The 15,153-nt window shown below is 36.7% G+C and carries 20 protein-coding genes; 17 read left to right on the forward strand and 3 right to left on the reverse strand.

The annotated features are described in order from the left end of the window. Window positions 1-120: 120 nt before the first annotated feature. The 4 genes from ACFSFW_RS07350 (at window position 121) to ACFSFW_RS07365 (ending at window position 2,776) form a co-directional block, all read left to right on the forward strand. Window positions 121-690: a hypothetical protein gene (locus ACFSFW_RS07350; RefSeq protein WP_388036671.1), complete on the forward strand. Its 570-nt coding sequence runs from the start codon at window positions 121-123 to the stop codon at window positions 688-690. Window positions 691-871: 181 nt separating this feature from the next. Then, window positions 872-1,414 carry a signal peptidase I gene (lepB, locus tag ACFSFW_RS07355; protein ID WP_388036674.1) on the forward strand — a complete coding sequence of 181 codons (543 nt, stop codon included), beginning with the start codon at window positions 872-874 and terminating at the stop codon, window positions 1,412-1,414. A 228-nt stretch (window positions 1,415-1,642) separates the two neighbouring features. Continuing rightward, the gene (locus ACFSFW_RS07360) at window positions 1,643-1,852 is read left to right on the forward strand and encodes a hypothetical protein (RefSeq protein WP_304216346.1); all 210 of its coding nucleotides are present in this window, start codon (window positions 1,643-1,645) and stop codon (window positions 1,850-1,852) included. Window positions 1,853-1,978: 126 nt separating this feature from the next. Beyond that, complete coding sequence (locus tag ACFSFW_RS07365) at window positions 1,979-2,776, forward strand: HAD family hydrolase (RefSeq protein WP_388036677.1); 798 nt, start codon at window positions 1,979-1,981, stop codon at window positions 2,774-2,776. Between the two features lie 122 nt (window positions 2,777-2,898). On the opposite strand, the gene ACFSFW_RS07370 is transcribed toward ACFSFW_RS07365, so the two are convergent. Next, on the reverse strand, window positions 2,899-3,501 hold the full coding sequence (locus tag ACFSFW_RS07370) for a LysE/ArgO family amino acid transporter (protein WP_388036680.1): 603 nt from the start codon (window positions 3,499-3,501) through the stop codon (window positions 2,899-2,901). Window positions 3,502-3,543: 42 nt separating this feature from the next. Further along, complete coding sequence (locus ACFSFW_RS07375) at window positions 3,544-4,377, reverse strand: MerR family transcriptional regulator (RefSeq protein WP_388036683.1); 834 nt, start codon at window positions 4,375-4,377, stop codon at window positions 3,544-3,546. Window positions 4,378-4,484: 107 nt separating this feature from the next. Here ACFSFW_RS07375 and norA point away from each other — a divergent pair, with 107 nt between their 5' ends. From norA to ACFSFW_RS07415, 8 genes are all read left to right on the forward strand, one after another. Then, entirely contained in the window at window positions 4,485-5,675 is a 1,191-nt protein-coding gene (norA, locus tag ACFSFW_RS07380; protein ID WP_388036687.1) for a multidrug efflux MFS transporter NorA, read from the forward strand. A gap of 268 nt (window positions 5,676-5,943) precedes the next feature. Continuing rightward, the gene (locus ACFSFW_RS07385; RefSeq protein ID WP_388036690.1) at window positions 5,944-6,348 is read left to right on the forward strand and encodes a hypothetical protein; all 405 of its coding nucleotides are present in this window, start codon (window positions 5,944-5,946) and stop codon (window positions 6,346-6,348) included. 30 nt (window positions 6,349-6,378) lie between these two features. Beyond that, a complete protein-coding gene (locus ACFSFW_RS07390) occupies window positions 6,379-6,864 on the forward strand; it encodes a nitroreductase family protein (RefSeq protein WP_388036693.1) in 486 nt (161 codons plus the stop codon). An 825-nt stretch (window positions 6,865-7,689) separates the two neighbouring features. Then, a complete protein-coding gene (locus ACFSFW_RS07395; protein ID WP_388036695.1) occupies window positions 7,690-8,859 on the forward strand; it encodes an MFS transporter in 1,170 nt (389 codons plus the stop codon). Window positions 8,860-8,970: 111 nt separating this feature from the next. Beyond that, on the forward strand, window positions 8,971-9,375 hold the full coding sequence (locus tag ACFSFW_RS07400) for a TIR domain-containing protein (RefSeq protein WP_304216362.1): 405 nt from the start codon (window positions 8,971-8,973) through the stop codon (window positions 9,373-9,375). 235 nt (window positions 9,376-9,610) lie between these two features. Further along, window positions 9,611-10,648 carry a serine hydrolase domain-containing protein gene (locus ACFSFW_RS07405; protein WP_388036698.1) on the forward strand — a complete coding sequence of 346 codons (1,038 nt, stop codon included), beginning with the start codon at window positions 9,611-9,613 and terminating at the stop codon, window positions 10,646-10,648. Window positions 10,649-10,684: 36 nt separating this feature from the next. Next, window positions 10,685-11,137: a GNAT family N-acetyltransferase gene (locus ACFSFW_RS07410; RefSeq protein WP_388036701.1), complete on the forward strand. Its 453-nt coding sequence runs from the start codon at window positions 10,685-10,687 to the stop codon at window positions 11,135-11,137. A 25-nt stretch (window positions 11,138-11,162) separates the two neighbouring features. Continuing rightward, on the forward strand, window positions 11,163-11,540 hold the full coding sequence (locus tag ACFSFW_RS07415) for a VOC family protein (RefSeq protein WP_388036703.1): 378 nt from the start codon (window positions 11,163-11,165) through the stop codon (window positions 11,538-11,540). A gap of 29 nt (window positions 11,541-11,569) precedes the next feature. On the opposite strand, the gene ACFSFW_RS07420 is transcribed toward ACFSFW_RS07415, so the two are convergent. Beyond that, complete coding sequence (locus ACFSFW_RS07420; protein ID WP_388036706.1) at window positions 11,570-12,010, reverse strand: GNAT family N-acetyltransferase; 441 nt, start codon at window positions 12,008-12,010, stop codon at window positions 11,570-11,572. A 458-nt stretch (window positions 12,011-12,468) separates the two neighbouring features. On the opposite strand from ACFSFW_RS07420, the gene ACFSFW_RS07425 reads away from it, so the two are divergent. The 5 genes from ACFSFW_RS07425 (at window position 12,469) to ACFSFW_RS07445 (ending at window position 14,818) form a co-directional block, all read left to right on the forward strand. Beyond that, on the forward strand, window positions 12,469-12,735 hold the full coding sequence (locus ACFSFW_RS07425) for an adhesin (protein WP_388036709.1): 267 nt from the start codon (window positions 12,469-12,471) through the stop codon (window positions 12,733-12,735). Between the two features lie 14 nt (window positions 12,736-12,749). After that, window positions 12,750-13,097 carry a rhodanese-like domain-containing protein gene (locus ACFSFW_RS07430; protein ID WP_099355666.1) on the forward strand — a complete coding sequence of 116 codons (348 nt, stop codon included), beginning with the start codon at window positions 12,750-12,752 and terminating at the stop codon, window positions 13,095-13,097. A 166-nt stretch (window positions 13,098-13,263) separates the two neighbouring features. Further along, window positions 13,264-13,623 (forward strand): hypothetical protein, encoded by a 360-nt coding sequence (locus ACFSFW_RS07435; RefSeq protein WP_388036712.1) that lies wholly within the window; start codon window positions 13,264-13,266, stop codon window positions 13,621-13,623. A gap of 2 nt (window positions 13,624-13,625) precedes the next feature. After that, window positions 13,626-14,114, forward strand: coding sequence for a hypothetical protein (locus tag ACFSFW_RS07440; RefSeq protein WP_388036715.1), 489 nt, complete (start codon window positions 13,626-13,628; stop codon window positions 14,112-14,114). 209 nt (window positions 14,115-14,323) lie between these two features. After that, the gene (locus tag ACFSFW_RS07445) at window positions 14,324-14,818 is read left to right on the forward strand and encodes an NUDIX hydrolase (protein ID WP_388036718.1); all 495 of its coding nucleotides are present in this window, start codon (window positions 14,324-14,326) and stop codon (window positions 14,816-14,818) included. Window positions 14,819-15,153 lie beyond the last annotated feature (335 nt).

The raw sequence follows: 15,153 nt of genomic DNA on the forward strand, positions 1-15,153 counted from the left end.
TTACAAGAATATGAATTGAAGATTTCTAATAGTACCTATTTAAAAAGACTGCTGGTCTAGAACAACAATTTCTAGCATAATCTTCATTCTTACTGCATTTACCTAATATGGGGGTGTCACATGCGGTCATTTATTAAAAAAGTAACATCTGGTTTCTGGGGAGATGAAACAAACCTGTCAATTGATAGGTATTCAAAGACAACGCGGCTTATAGTAGGAGCCTTATTAGGTTCGTCTGCCGTCATTTTTCAGTCTGCTGGGGTTTTTACGGGGATTGGTTTTATCCTGAGCATGATGAGTACGGGTCCACTTGTACTTGCTAGCCTCATGTCACTTAAAATAGGTGTGATGACTTATTTCGTATCTGCATTCCTATTGGCAATGCTCCAGCCAAGTGAACTATTGGTTTTTCTCTTTACTACAGGATTATTAGGGCTCAGTTTAGGCATCGGCATTAAGTATTTTAAGAGGAGCATATTAACGATCGTTTTTGCAGCATTAAGTTTGGCGTTCGGTATAAGTCTTTTATTATATGTATTTAAATTTCCGATACTAGGGCCATCCGTATCATCTCATTTTAATAGTGTGGTTCTATTGGGAACATTTGCGTTCTGCTTATTGTATAGCTGGATTTGGAAGAAAGTAAGTATTTCTGCTTTTAAAGTTCTCCAAAAAATGATTTCACGATGATAGTGGGACACGGGACCTGTGTCCCATGTAAATGTTTTGTGAAGTTTGGTTTTAGCTTGTTGGTCCAAGAAGGATTTTGAGTTGTTTTGTGGAATATAATCAATTAAATAGATTTCCAAAGTATTCTTAATACCAGGAATAAAGGCGAAATACGATGGAGAGTATGTAGGAAGGTGAAAATGTGATAGATACTAGAAGTGAGTTTTGGGAATGGATTAAAGCCCTTTTTATTGCACTCTTAATAGCTTTTATTATTCGTGTGTTTTTCTTTACCCCAGCGATTGTTGAAGGCGCCTCGATGCAGCCTACTTTGCACGACCAAAATCGAATGATTGTTACAAAAATAGGTGAACCGAAAAGATTTGATGTTGTCGTATTTCACGCAACTGAGGAAAAAGACTATATTAAAAGAGTGATTGGTTTGCCAGGAGATCGCATCGAGTATAAAGATGATACATTGTACATTAATGGAATACCGTACGATGAGCCTTATTTAGAAAATAGTAAAGAAGAGCTAATCGATGGTCCATTAACAAATTCGTTCACATTACGGGAAACTCCAGTGGGGAGTGATGTAGTTCCAGAAGGACATTTGTTTGTTATGGGAGATAACCGCCGAAATAGTATGGACAGTCGTCACATTGGGGCGATTCCAATAGATAGTGTAGTTGGAACTACAAACCTTGTAGTCTGGCCAATCAAAGAAATCAAAATACTTGATTAAGTTTCTATAAAGGTGCGCTCATTAGCACCTTTTTTATATGGAGTTCCAGTATTTTGAAACCTTCTCATTTTAATTCCGTATACACATGTAGAATGAATTAAAGGGGAAGTCTTGATGGAAGCGATTTATACAATTCTTGAGAATATATTTGGTGCAATTGCTCATGTATTGGATAAAAGGAAAAAAGGTAAAGAAAGAGCGTAATTTAACGAAAACGGGGTGAAATAAATGATAGCTAAGATTAAAGCACTACCCGAGAAAAAAGCATTCATGATCGGAATGTCTATTATCGTAATCAGTCCATTATTATTATTTCTATTATCACTTTTAACCCCTATAGGTAATGTGATAACTATTATTATCCAAGGTATTATCTGGGGTATTGCTACTTTATTTGTATTAAGTGCTGCCGATAAAAGGCATTCACGGGTGAAGTAAGCCTGAAAGGATTTGGACTAGCCTCACTTTTCGCGGTAAACTTCATGTTATCTGTACACAACGTTTACTTGGCTTTAATATTCAGATGATATGATTGGTTTATCAACGAATGAGGAGGCATTATAAATGAATGTGCGTGCATTATTTATTGATATGGATGGTACATTACTAACCGCTTCAAACACCATTTCCCAACGAAATTTAGAAGCTATTTATAGGTTGATTAATCAGGGAGTAAAGGTATTTCTAGCGACTGGTCGACACTATGAAGTAACGGCGCCCTACCATAAAGAAATCGGATTACGAACACCCATGATCTGTTTGAATGGCGCTTCTATTCATGATGCATTGACGGGAAGAGCGTTACAAAAGAGAACCGTCAGCATAAATGAAGAGCGATTTCACCATCTGACTGCTGATAGACCTTGTAATGTTATCGTTCATACAGCAAATGGGCTTTATTGTAAGGAAATAAATGATGAAATCGATTATTGGACAAAAGTTGGGCAAACTCCGCCAACATATATTGGAGATTTAAGACAGGCTCAATATCAAGATGTACTTAAATATAGTGTTCGAACAGGTACAGCAAGTCCAGAGTTATCTTCTATTTTTAAAAAGGAAGCAGAAGTCATTGATTGGAATGATGGATTTGAGTTAGTTGCTCCTAAAGTTTCGAAATGGTCTGCTATAAAAAGCTTAATTCATGCATATCGAATTAACCCAAAAGAAGTCGTAGCCATTGGTGATGGACCAAATGATATCGAAATGCTTCGTCATGTCGGTACTGGTGTGGCAATGGGGAATGCAGATTATGATGTAAAAGCAGCAGCTGATTTTGTTACAGGGCACCACCAAAATGATGGATTAGCTCAGTTCATTGAACGCTATCTATGTATACCATATGAGCCGTATGCCTTGTAACGTAAACTAAATGGTAAGTGATTTTTTTCTTAGATGAATGAAAACTTAATACACGATACATTCGACCATATAAGTGAATTCATTATATGGCTTTTTCATCTCTATTAAACTCAAATTAGTACTCACACCAGACCCATTAAAAGATAAATAGCTGTCCCCCAAATAAAGATGGCAGAGCATTTGTTAAACATCTTCATTAATACTCCAGTTCCATCTAATTTTTTCATAACCGCACCTGCCAACATTAACCCAAAGAACCAGATCCAAGATACGAGAATACAAGAAACGGTAAATAGTATTTGTTCAGTTCCAACATATTTTAATGCACTTGTCCCAATCACCCCGACGATATCTAAAATGGCATGCGGATTTAACAATGAAACGGATAAAGCAAAGATGATTTGTTGCCGGATGGGCAATGCTTTATTCGTTTCATTTGCTATCGGTGCAGACCGCCAAATCGCATATCCCATATAAAGTAAAAACAAAATCCCAGCACTCATCAGACTAATCCGCAACCATTCGAATTGTAGAACGATAGCCGATAAACCAAACACAGCTAATAGGATTAACAGAGTATCGCACAAACCAGCTGTAATGGTTGCAGGAAACGCCCGCAGTAGTTTTGGCTGTGTTGCTCCTTGTGAAAAAACAAATACATTTTGTACACCTAAAGGTAAAATTAGACCGAATGCTAAGATGATCCCATGTAAAATGGCTTCCATATACTCAACTCCACTGTTTGAACAAAAAGGGTTGGTCCAAACTTATTTTTTATTTTTATTCACCTGTACCATAATCTTGGTTACATATTCTTCTTTTTGATTCGTTACAACCGTATCGTAAACATACTCCTCAAAAACATGATTTCCTAAGGTTAGATTTAATCGTTCCATTTCTGAAAGAAGTCGCTTATATGTTTTATGTATTGTTTTATCATCACCGATATGATACCCAATAAGGAAATCACCTTTTACAGCTTGAAAATATGGATATCCTTCCTTGGGATTAGGTTGTTCCATATATAAGTAGCTATATTTAGAGAATTCTCCCTTTAATACTTGCTCCCGTTTGGTTATTCCACCTATAGGGTAGCCTGTGTCAAGTTGCGATTCATTTAATTCATCAATAAATTCAGAGATGACTTCTACAAATTCTTCATCCGATATATTTTCAATGTTTCTACTTAGATAAAGTGTGGCTTCGGGTAAGTGTTCAAGCGTAATTTGGTCAAAGTTAATTTGGGTGGCATCTTCCATTAAGGCTATTTTTGCCTCAATCAGTTTTTCCTTCATTTCAATCTCTTGTCGCTTTTTCACGATCTCTTCCTTTTTTTGATACATTAAACGTAAAAAGCTTTCAGGGGATTTATTTTGTGTATATTGTTGAATGTCGTGTAGCGACATATCTAGATCTTTTAATAAATCAATTACATAAAATAACTCCATTTGGTTAATGGAATAAAATCGGTATCCTTTTTCATTTTTATATACTGGAGACAATAAACCAATCTGATCGTAGTAAAAAAGAGTCTGTTTGTTAACCTTGCAAAGCTTTGCGAATTCACCAGTCGTTAAATACTTTACATTTTTTTCATTCATTTTTTACATCACCATCCTTGACTATATAGTAACTATATACACTACGATATATTCTGTAAACAAATGAAGGTCTTATGGTATTTGTTTTGTTAAGGAGTGTGAAATTGATGAAAACATATAAAGTTACCTTATGGTTGTTATTAATGAATTTATTCATTGCCTTTTTGGGAATTGGCCTTGTCATTCCTGTATTACCAACGTTAATGAATGAATTAGGTTTAACCGGTACAACAGTCGGCTATTTAACCGCTGTGTTCGCGATTGCTCAATTGATTGCCTCACCATTTGCAGGTAAGGCTGTTGATAAATTTGGAAGAAAAATCATGATTGTCATTGGCTTATTTATTTTTGGTTTCTCAGAATTCTTATTTGGGATTGGGAAAGAAATCGAGATTTTATTCATTTCGCGTATTTTTGGTGGAATTAGTGCTGCATTCATCATGCCAGCCGTTACAGCCTTTATTGCGGATATTACGACTTTGGAGACTCGGCCGAAAGCACTCGGTTATATGTCTGCGGCCATAAGCACAGGATTTATTATCGGTCCAGGTATAGGTGGTTTTCTTGCAGAATTGGGAACGCGAATTCCTTTCTTTTTTGCAGGGGGACTTGGTACGATAGCGGCGATTCTTTCGATCATTTTATTATCTGAACCCGAACGTCAAACAGAAAATCATGAACAACCATCGGAAGAACAAGTTGGGTTTAAACGGATGTTTGCTCCAAAATATTTCATAGCGTTTATTTTAATTTTTATTGCTTCGTTTGGTTTAGCAGCTTTTGAGTCGTTCTTTAGTTTATTTGTGGACCACAAATTTCAATTTACACCAGCTGATATCGCCATTGTGATTACCGGTGGTGCCATATTTGGTGCAGTGTCTCAAGTTCTTTTATTTGATCGGTTAACACGGATTTGGGGTGAAATTAAACTCATTCGTTATAGTTTAATCTTGTCAGGCTTACTTGTCTTCCTAATGACCGTCGTTCATTCCTATTTCGCAATATTGCTCGTTACATTTATACTGTTTGTTGGGTTTGATTTATTCCGACCAGCTGTTACTTCCTATCTTTCAAATAACGCAGGGAATGAACAGGGATGGGCTGGTGGAATGAACTCGATGTTCACAAGTTTAGCAAACGTTAGTGGGCCTATTCTAGGCGGTATGCTATTCGATATCGACATCAATTATCCTTACTACTTTGCAACAGTGATACTTGCCTTCGGGATTATTTTAACCTTATTCTGGAGGAAACAAGCAAAACCTGTAAACCAAGTAAAACCTAGTGTAGCTAATTAAGTAAGACATATGGAAGTAGATATACGGGCACAAAGGGTTTTCCTCTTTGTGCTTTTTTGCAGGAATAAAGTATCATCTTTTCATCTTCTCCACATATCATTTGACAATGAGAATCATTTTCATTTATAGTGTTATTTGAGATACATTCTCATTTGAATTCGGAGGAACGACGTGAAATCCCCTTTTTAATTATCTCCCCATAATTAAACCATAATGAAGCGCTAGTTCCTCCACCTAAATGAAAATGGGTTTAGGGAAGGTGAATGTCTTGAAGCATCGCTTTGTATTATTAAAAACCAGTGTTATCGAAGTGGAATGTCCTTGCACAAATTGTGAAGGATTGAAAAAAATAGAAGTTAAAAAAGGAACGATATTAACCATTACTCCAGATCGAAAATTTGTTGACAGCCTTGGTTGGTACGTACTCATTGATTTTGATGACAAATTCCAAGTATACATAAACATTCATGACTTTGAAAAATATTATTTTGAAAATATTTTCTGCTCGTTTATAGACCTTGATTTAAAATTAAACTATCTAGAATATAAGCTTGATGTATCTCTTGATGAAAAAAATGAAGAGGCTTTTCACATCCTGTCCAACGAACTCAGCGATTTGAACAAATTGAGAGAGAAAATCATTCGAAACATGAATATTTATAATGAAGTGTAAATAGATTCTCATAACACGGGAGGAAATAATTTGAGTATAGTAGAGGTAATTAATACACGTCGTAATATAAAGAGTTTTAAACAGGATCAAATTGAAATGGAGAAAATCCATAATTGGTTACAAGCGGGTTCAATGGCTCCGAACCATCGAATGACCGAGCCTTGGGAAGTGTATGTGATTGGTCCAGAGACAAGGGAGAAGCTAAATCATAAGACGAATTTCTTTAATGCACCAGTTGTTCTCATTGTTTTATCAAGACATGGTGCATCAGAAGTTGAGACGTACGAAAATGCGATTGCAACTTCGTGTTTTGTGCAGAATTTCCTTTTAGCCGCTTGGGCAGAAGGCGTAGGTACATTCTGGTCATCAATGGCAAATGTTCAAAGAAACCGTGATATTTTAGGAGTTCCAGAGGGGTATGATGTCATTGGAGCATTTGGTGTCGGATATCCTGATGAGATTAAAGATGCAAAAGAAAGAACATCTATTCAAGAAAAGATAAGGTACCTTCCGTAAGATCCCTCACAGTTCCCATTGAATTACTGGTGCGTTGACCTAAGCAGGGTTACCGCACTTTTTTGTTTCTTTTTGAAGGTTTGTCTTTTTGGAATAAACTTAGTAACACTGATGGCCAACAGTGATTTGGATTCAAATGTGTTTATAATCACAAGAGTAATCGGAATCCTAAACCCATTCGGACAGGAAGCCTCTTGAAATCCTGAAAGCTGTCGGAATGCGGCTTTGATTTGGACACGAAAGCCCATGGAAACCTGAAAGTTGTCGGAATACGGCCATGATTTGGACACGAAAGCCCATGGAAACCTGAAAGCTGTCGGAATGCGGCTTTGATTTGGACACGAAAGCCCAATGGAATCCTGAAAACTGTCAGAATGCGGCTTTGATTTGGACACGAAAGCCCATGAAACCTGAAAGTTGTCGGAATGCGGCACAGATTCTGACACAAACCCTATGGAATTCTGAGGGTTGTCAGAATCCAGCACTGATTGGGACACGTCTGACCAAGGAATCCTTAAAGCTGTCGGAATGCGGCACAGATTCGGACACAAACGCCTATGGAATTCCGAAAGATGTCAGAATCCGGCACAGATTCGGACACGCACCGCTTGTCGGAATCCCCTCTTAGTAAGAAAGTTCCCGCATGAAATCATATATGCCTACTGATTAAATCCCACCTAGGTAAAAACCTCAAACCATTAGGAAAATTTTAAGCTAATTGTTAATTGGGCGAAATCAAATACTATAATTGGAGCAAATTTTCTTGAGTAAGACTTCATCAACAGATACTATAGAGTTTGGGACATCAATAGGAAGGAAGACAACATGGATAAACGTATTTATTTTTTAATGATCATATCCTTTATCATTGGGTTAGTTGAGCTAATCATCAGCGGCATTTTGGATTTAATTGCAGAGGATTTAGATGTAAGTATCGGCCAAGTTGGTTTGCTGATTACAGTGTTTGCTGTCATTTTTGCAGTGGCCTCACCTATTTTACTTGTCATGACAGCTAAAGTAGAAAGAAAACGGCTTACCTTAGTATGCTTATATATCTTTTTCATCGGTTGTATCGTTACCGTACTTGCACCGACTTTTTCAATTCTGTTTATAGGAAGAATTATTCTAGCGCTGAGTGGAGCCTTACTAATTATTTTGTGTTTGGTTATGGCGCCTAGCTTAGTAGGAGAACAGTATAAAGGCAGAGCCATTGGAATTGTCTCCATGGGAGTAAGTGCTTCTTTAGTTTTAGGGGTACCGATCGGCCTTATTATGGGTAATAGTTTTGGCTGGAGAGCACCCTTCGTTCTCATTACGGTTTTGACGGGATTATCCATCATTGGCGTTCATCTATTAATGAGCAGAGTGCAACCGAAACCTCAAATACCATTAAGAAAACAGCTTGCAACATTGAAAAATCACAAAATTACATTAGGACTGACAACGACTTTTCTGTACATGACAGGTCATACGATCATGTATGCCTATTTTAAACCTTATTTAGAAGCAACCACTGATTTTAACGCGACTTGGATTAGTGTCATCTATTTCATTTTCGGTTTTGCAGCAGTAAGTGGTGGAGGTCTTGGCGGTGTCTTGGCAGATTTATTGGGCTCACGAAAAACAATGGTTATTTCACTAGTCATTTTTAGTGCTTTATTCTTTGTATTTCCATATTCAGCAGACTTCTATCTCGTGTTTTTCATCCTCTTAATTGTTTGGGGAATTCTCAGTTGGGCGATATCACCGGCCATGCAATCCTATCTGATCGAAATAGCCCCTGAATCATCGGAAATTCAGCAAAGCTTGAATAACTCAGCCCTTCACTTAGGTGTGGCTGTCGGTTCCGTGATTGGAGCAGGAATTGTTGATACACTTTCAGTTACAGTAAACCCGTTTGCAGGCGGAATCTTCATTATCTTATCACTCATTACAGTCGTCATTTCTGTTAGAAGCAAGGAAAAAGATACGTATAAAACAAGGAGCGCAATTTGATTTTATTCAAGTTGTGCTCTTTTTTATTTTATGGAAAAAAATGCTAGGAACCAGAAGGATTCTCTAAACGAATCGGAGAATAGGTAATAAAAGCAAAAAACAGGGGGAACTATGAAAAAGTTTTATGTTGCATCAAGTTTTAAGAACATAGAAACAGTTCGTTATGTTTCACAACAATTAGTAAAAAGAGGGTTTATACATACATATGATTGGACTAAAAATGAAAGGGCTTCGACCTTCGATGATTTAAAAGCTATTGGGATCCAAGAGAAAAATGCAGTAATAGAATCGGATTTTCTTATCGTCCTATTTCCAGCAGGAAAAGGCAGCCACATTGAACTTGGAATAGCACTTGGACAAGGTAAGAAAATCTATCTTTATTCACCGGATGATCAAATAAATCATTTTGAAACAACAAGTACGTTTTATCATTTACCAGAAGTGGAAAAGTGTATTGGGACTATTGAAGATTTAATAGAAAGAGTTGTTGAAAGGAACCCGAATGCGAACAATTGATTATATTTTTAAAGAAGGCTTTTTATACAGGAGTGAATATGAAAATGAATAATTTGTGGTATAGCTTTTACTTTATAGTTTTAGGAGTGGTATCCTTTTTTACTGGTGAAATAGTAACTTTTATCATGTTAGGGTTTATATTACTAGCTTTAAATAATATTAACTCCACACTTAAAAAAATATACAAACAAAATAGTGGTGAAAAGCAGAATTAGCAATAGAAACGGAGCTATTTATGAAATTAAAAAATTGTAACATTCTAGAGCTTATGGAACATTATCATGTACCGGGTTTGAGCATTGCGTTAATTGAAAAAGGTCAAATCAGTACAATAGAGAACCATGGTGTCTTACAAGCAGGGACCACTAAAAATGTAGCCGAAAATTCGATCTTTAACTCTTGTTCAATTAGTAAGTTTCTAACAGGAATGCTAGTTATAAATCTTACCGAACAGGGACTCCTTGATTTAGATGAAGATGTTAACAGAAAGCTAGAATCTTGGAAAGTACCTGAAAATGAATATACGAAAAATAAAAAGGTTACATTACGAAACTTACTAAGCCATCAATCGGGAATTGTCGACCCTAAACATAGTTTTACTGAACTGAAAATGGTCATAGGTATACCTTCAATGGTTGACCTGTTAGAGGGAAGAACACCCTATTGCAACGAACCAATTGAAGTAAAATATGAACCTGAGAGTGAATTTCATTATTCGGATGCAGGCTTTTGTATTATTCAGCAGCTAATAGAAGACGTTACTAAAATGCCATTTGACGAGGTTGTGAACGAACTTTTATTTGAACCATTAAATATGGAAAATAGCTTATTTGTTTCGAAAGTCACAGATCTAGTAAGTGAAAACATTTCTAGTGGACATAACAAAAATGGTGAAATTGTGGATGAAACATATCCGATATATCCCTACTTTGCCGCTTCAGGATTATGGACAACCACTACAGACTTAACTCGTTTACTTCTTGAATTAATAAATGCTTTAAAAGGTGATAGTAAAATTGGTATTTCCGAAAGTAAAGCAAAGGAAATGATAATCCCTCAAAGAGATAAGAAGTGGTGCGGATTGGGAGTGTCTTTAAACGGGCAAGAAACAGAACTTGAAATTTCCTCACTTGGTTGGGGAGTAGGGTTTCAATGTATGATGGTGGCATTTCCGCAAAGAGAGTCAGGTGCGGTGATCATGACAAACGCTGAATTAGGTGTTCACCAAATGGAGGGGATTATTGGTGAAATATATAAATCCCTTGAAATATAACAAATTTAGTTATTCTATAACTGGAGGATGCGGAAAATGAAAATAATCTCCATTAAAGAAAATCCAGAACATATGAAAAGTGCCATAACCTATATTCAAAGCAAATGGGCTAGTGAACAAAGCATGAAGGTATATGAAGATTGTATTGAACACTGTGTTACGAGTCCTAACCCCTTGCCACAATGGTATCTTTTGATGAATGGAGAAAAAATAATTGGCTGTGCAGGCCTTATTACAAATGATTTTATAAGCCGAATGGACCTTTATCCTTGGGTGTGTGCAGTATACATCGAAGAAGAGTATAGAGGTAATAATTATGGGTCACTTCTATTAGAACGAGCTAAACATGATGCGAAAGCTGGAGGCTTTTCAAACTTATATCTTTGCACAGACCACATTGGTTTATATGAAAAATACGGGTTCAACCATATTGGTACAGGCTATCATCCATGGGGAGCGAGTTCGCGTATTTACGAAATAGCTTTGTAAGTGATAAAAGGAGGTAAAGTACTATATGACAAAACCAATTATAAAAGGGATGGAAGGCGTATTTATCCCAGTCAAAGACCCTGGTGTATCCGCAAAATGGTATGAAGAAATACTTGGCTTTAAATTGTTATACATTGAGGAAGAAGCTGCGGTTATGAAGATTTCTGAACAGGCGCAGACTGTCGTATGTCTAGTTCGAACCTTCAATCATCAACCAATGGCGTTTCCGGAAAATAACTTCGGAGTCGGAAAATATTATAACTTCATCCCCGAAGACATTGAAGAAACTCACAAATTCTTACTTGAAAAGAATGTGAAAGTAAACCCAATCGGAGGAGAAGGAACAACAAGATTCTTTACCTTCTACGACCCAGACAACAACCCATTAGGAGTTTGCCAATAAAGTGGGACAGTACCTGTCCCTGTGTCCCATCACCAATAATAGATATAGTGTTTGACATCATTTTCTACTGCCATCCCAACTTTTTCATATAGAGCTTGCGCTTTTTTATTTGACACGCCTGTTTCTAATGCAATAAATCTAGCATCGTGTTGTTTTGCAAAATCAAATGCTCGTTCTATTAATTTTTCTGCTATTCCATGTCTACGATAGTTTTCAGTAACGTATAAATCATTTAAAATAAATGCTCGTTTCATCGCAACCGACGAAAATGTTGGATACAATTGCGTAAAACCCACACACTGGCCGTCAATTTTTGCGACAAATATAATCGACTCTTCTTTTAAAAGACGTGCTTTTAAAAATTGTTTTGCAGCCTGAATATTGCTTTGTTGATTATAAAATGATCGATAATCATCGAATAACTTTGCCACTAAATCTAAATCTTCTGCTACTAACGGTTCGATTATCATAACCATTCCTCATTTCCTTAACTTTATGTACTTATAAATAATCGGGCCTTCGATTGCATTATTGGGACTATCCTTTCTGCCTCTCCGCTTTATATAATTTGACAAAAAGTCCTCATGGTCGTATGCACTTGCTCCTCGAAGTTCCATCCACTCATAACCCCTTTCTCACTAGGATTTACTCGTTGCTAATGGTTATTTTAACATGTATTGTAAAATTATGGGGTAACACTTATCGTTTTATTATCACAATCTATTTTTTGAAGCTAATTTTGTGTTGGATGGTATGGAAGAACCAAGCTTCCAAAAAGAGACTGATAAATTTGATTGGCTTGAGATTCCACCTGTACTTATCTTGCGGTTTCGAAAAAGATGATTCGGAGGCAAAAACGTCCCAATAGGGTTGGGTCTAATAAAGATAAGGTTTATAATGAATGTATGGATGGATAGGAGGAGAAAAGATGTACATAACAGACGAGGCGAAGCAATTATTAGAAAAATCAGGTGCTGTGGGAATTCGTCTTTACACAGTTCCAAGCGACGAACATGGACCGCAAATCGCTTTAGCGGTAGATGAGCAACATGAGTTTGACCGTGTTCAAACGATTAAAGGAATCAAAGTAGCCTTTGATCCAAGTGTAACTGGAACGGAAGTCTTAACGTTAGACAAAGAGGAAACTGAAAATGGAGTTGGATTGGTTTTAACTGGACCAGGAAGTTATTCGTAAAAGGAGGAATGAAAATGCCCCTTAAAAAGATTACACCTGAGGAATTATTTCAGAAAATGAATACTCAGGGTAAGGTTGTCCTTTTAGACGTAAGAGCAGAGGACAAGTACAATGACTTTCATATTGAAGGCCCAAATATTGAGAGTCAAAACATTCATAAAGAGGAAATTTTTAAATCAGAAGAAAACAAGAATGATGCGGTTAAGTCCTTACCAAAGAATCAAGAGATAGTCGTAACGTGCACAACAGGAAATTCTGCTACTAAATGTGCAAACATCCTTTCAAATCAAGAATACAATGTTGCTGTTTTAGAGGGTGGAATTACGGCGTGGAAGGAATTTTTACAAGCCAAAGAAGAATAGTGAACAACGAAATCGATCGCTAATGGTAGGCGGTCGATTTTTGTAACTAAATTTTAATGTCTGGATTTCATTTATTGTTCGCCCTTCATGATTGTATAATAGAAACATATATTGAGGTATGTAGTCCTCCTGTTTCTAAGTCATGTATCTGAGGGGAGATGGCAAAATGAGTTACGAGATGAGAATCGCGACGATGCTGGCTGAACAAATTGATGGTTTTATTCACTTCGTTCAAGAAAACTATGAAAATAAACATAAAACCTACATCGAAAATCCGGATAAATGGTACCAAGTGAAGCTACTAATTGAAGAATTTAAGTTTCAACTAAACGCATCCGAACTTAGAAGAATCAACCGATTTTCGTGGAATGAAAAGTACACAATCTTATTAGTTGATGATGTTCAAAAGGGCTTGGATGTGATTGAGGAATACATCGAGAGAAACTACAATGAGTTATTTATGTTAACGGGCAGACTTCACACATTAAGGAGTTTTTGTACGTCACTTAAAAAGGATGAAGGTTGATTATGTTTGGGATAAAAAATTATGAACCAATTTTCTATTCGAATTATAATGAGTTTATAAAAGAGCATGGAGAAGGGTTACGGAGATTAAAAGGCTCGCCACTTGAGGCAATTATAACTGTACATAATGCAAATGATGGTGAGTTTTGGTCTGACTGTCCGGTTATTTTAGTTATCGGAGGAATACAACTAGAGTTTTGTACTTTTAAAGATTGTGTTTCTGTTACCTGGGATGAAATAGATATGAACGAACGTTTAGACTGGTACGGAAGTCAGAATTTACAGCTAGAGTGGCAAAAAAACATAGTTGAAAATGTGACCTCAATGATTGGAAAGAAAATTGAAGAAGTCGAGATCATTGAGGCATCGCCAGGCATATTGCACGGCATTGGGTTTCAAATAGGCGCAAACTATGTTTCTATTTTCAACGCATTGGACGAGACAGGTTTTGCATATGTGAAAGATGAGGGATTTGCATACACAAAACTATAGGGAAGATGGATAGGACATATCTGGAATGAGTGCTGAATCAAGAAAGCTAGTTCTGGACGCACTTCTAATATGAAAATAGAAACCAAGTAATAACGGGTTCTTGTTCGAGGTAAAAAAATAATAGATAGAATTAGCAGGAGAAATCTCACACAATATACCACCGAAATTAAGAATTAATTAGAAAAGAATTGTTTAACGGAGGAATTGAAATGTTTTCATATACAATTTGTTTTATTAAGCAAGGGAATAAAATCCTACTTCTTAATCGCGAATCCCCTGAGTGGATGGGAATTTGGAATGGTGTTGGCGGCAAATTAGAGGAAGGCGAGAACCCCTTTGAATGTATCATTCGAGAGATACGAGAGGAAACGGGAATTGAGATGGATCCTCGAAACGTTCAGCATAAAGGAAACATCACATGGACGGATCCAACTCATTCTTATTTTGACGGAATGTACGTATATGTTGCAGAGCTGTCTGAGTCCTATCACTATCCTACACCACTTAAAACCGATGAAGGCATTTTGGATTGGAAAGACATATCCTGGATCATGCATCCGAAAAACGTAGGCTTAGCAAATTTAAAATATTATTTGCGAGAAGTTTTACAAGATGAGACGAACTACGAACATCGATTCATTTATGACGGGGACGATGTCGTGGATTTCAGCAGAATCCCCTTGGTTGAACCAGTTCTAAAATAATAGTAGAAGGTGACTTGTTTTTTTTCATCTTATCTGTTCGACTTCGGACACGGCCAAGTCGAAAAAGCAAGGTAGTGTCTGAAGCACTGCGAACTTCAGACAAGGCCGAGCTCAAAAAGCCGTCTTGTGTCTGAAGCAGTTCCAGCTTCGGACAAGGAGCGGGAATCATCATACTAATAGCCGTATTTACGAGTAAATTATTTTAGTGCATCCAAAATGAAATAATAAGTTTAGTAACATACTAATTCGCCTCCATTAGTGCAAGTACAACCGTTATTTTTATAATAAGTCTTTAATTTATGGGTGACTTTTGATATAATTATTCTGAAAATTGA

Origin of the sequence: Ferdinandcohnia salidurans, assembly GCF_042680725.1 — a bacterium.
Taxonomy (GTDB): domain Bacteria; phylum Bacillota; class Bacilli; order Bacillales; family Bacillaceae_L; genus Ferdinandcohnia; species Ferdinandcohnia salidurans.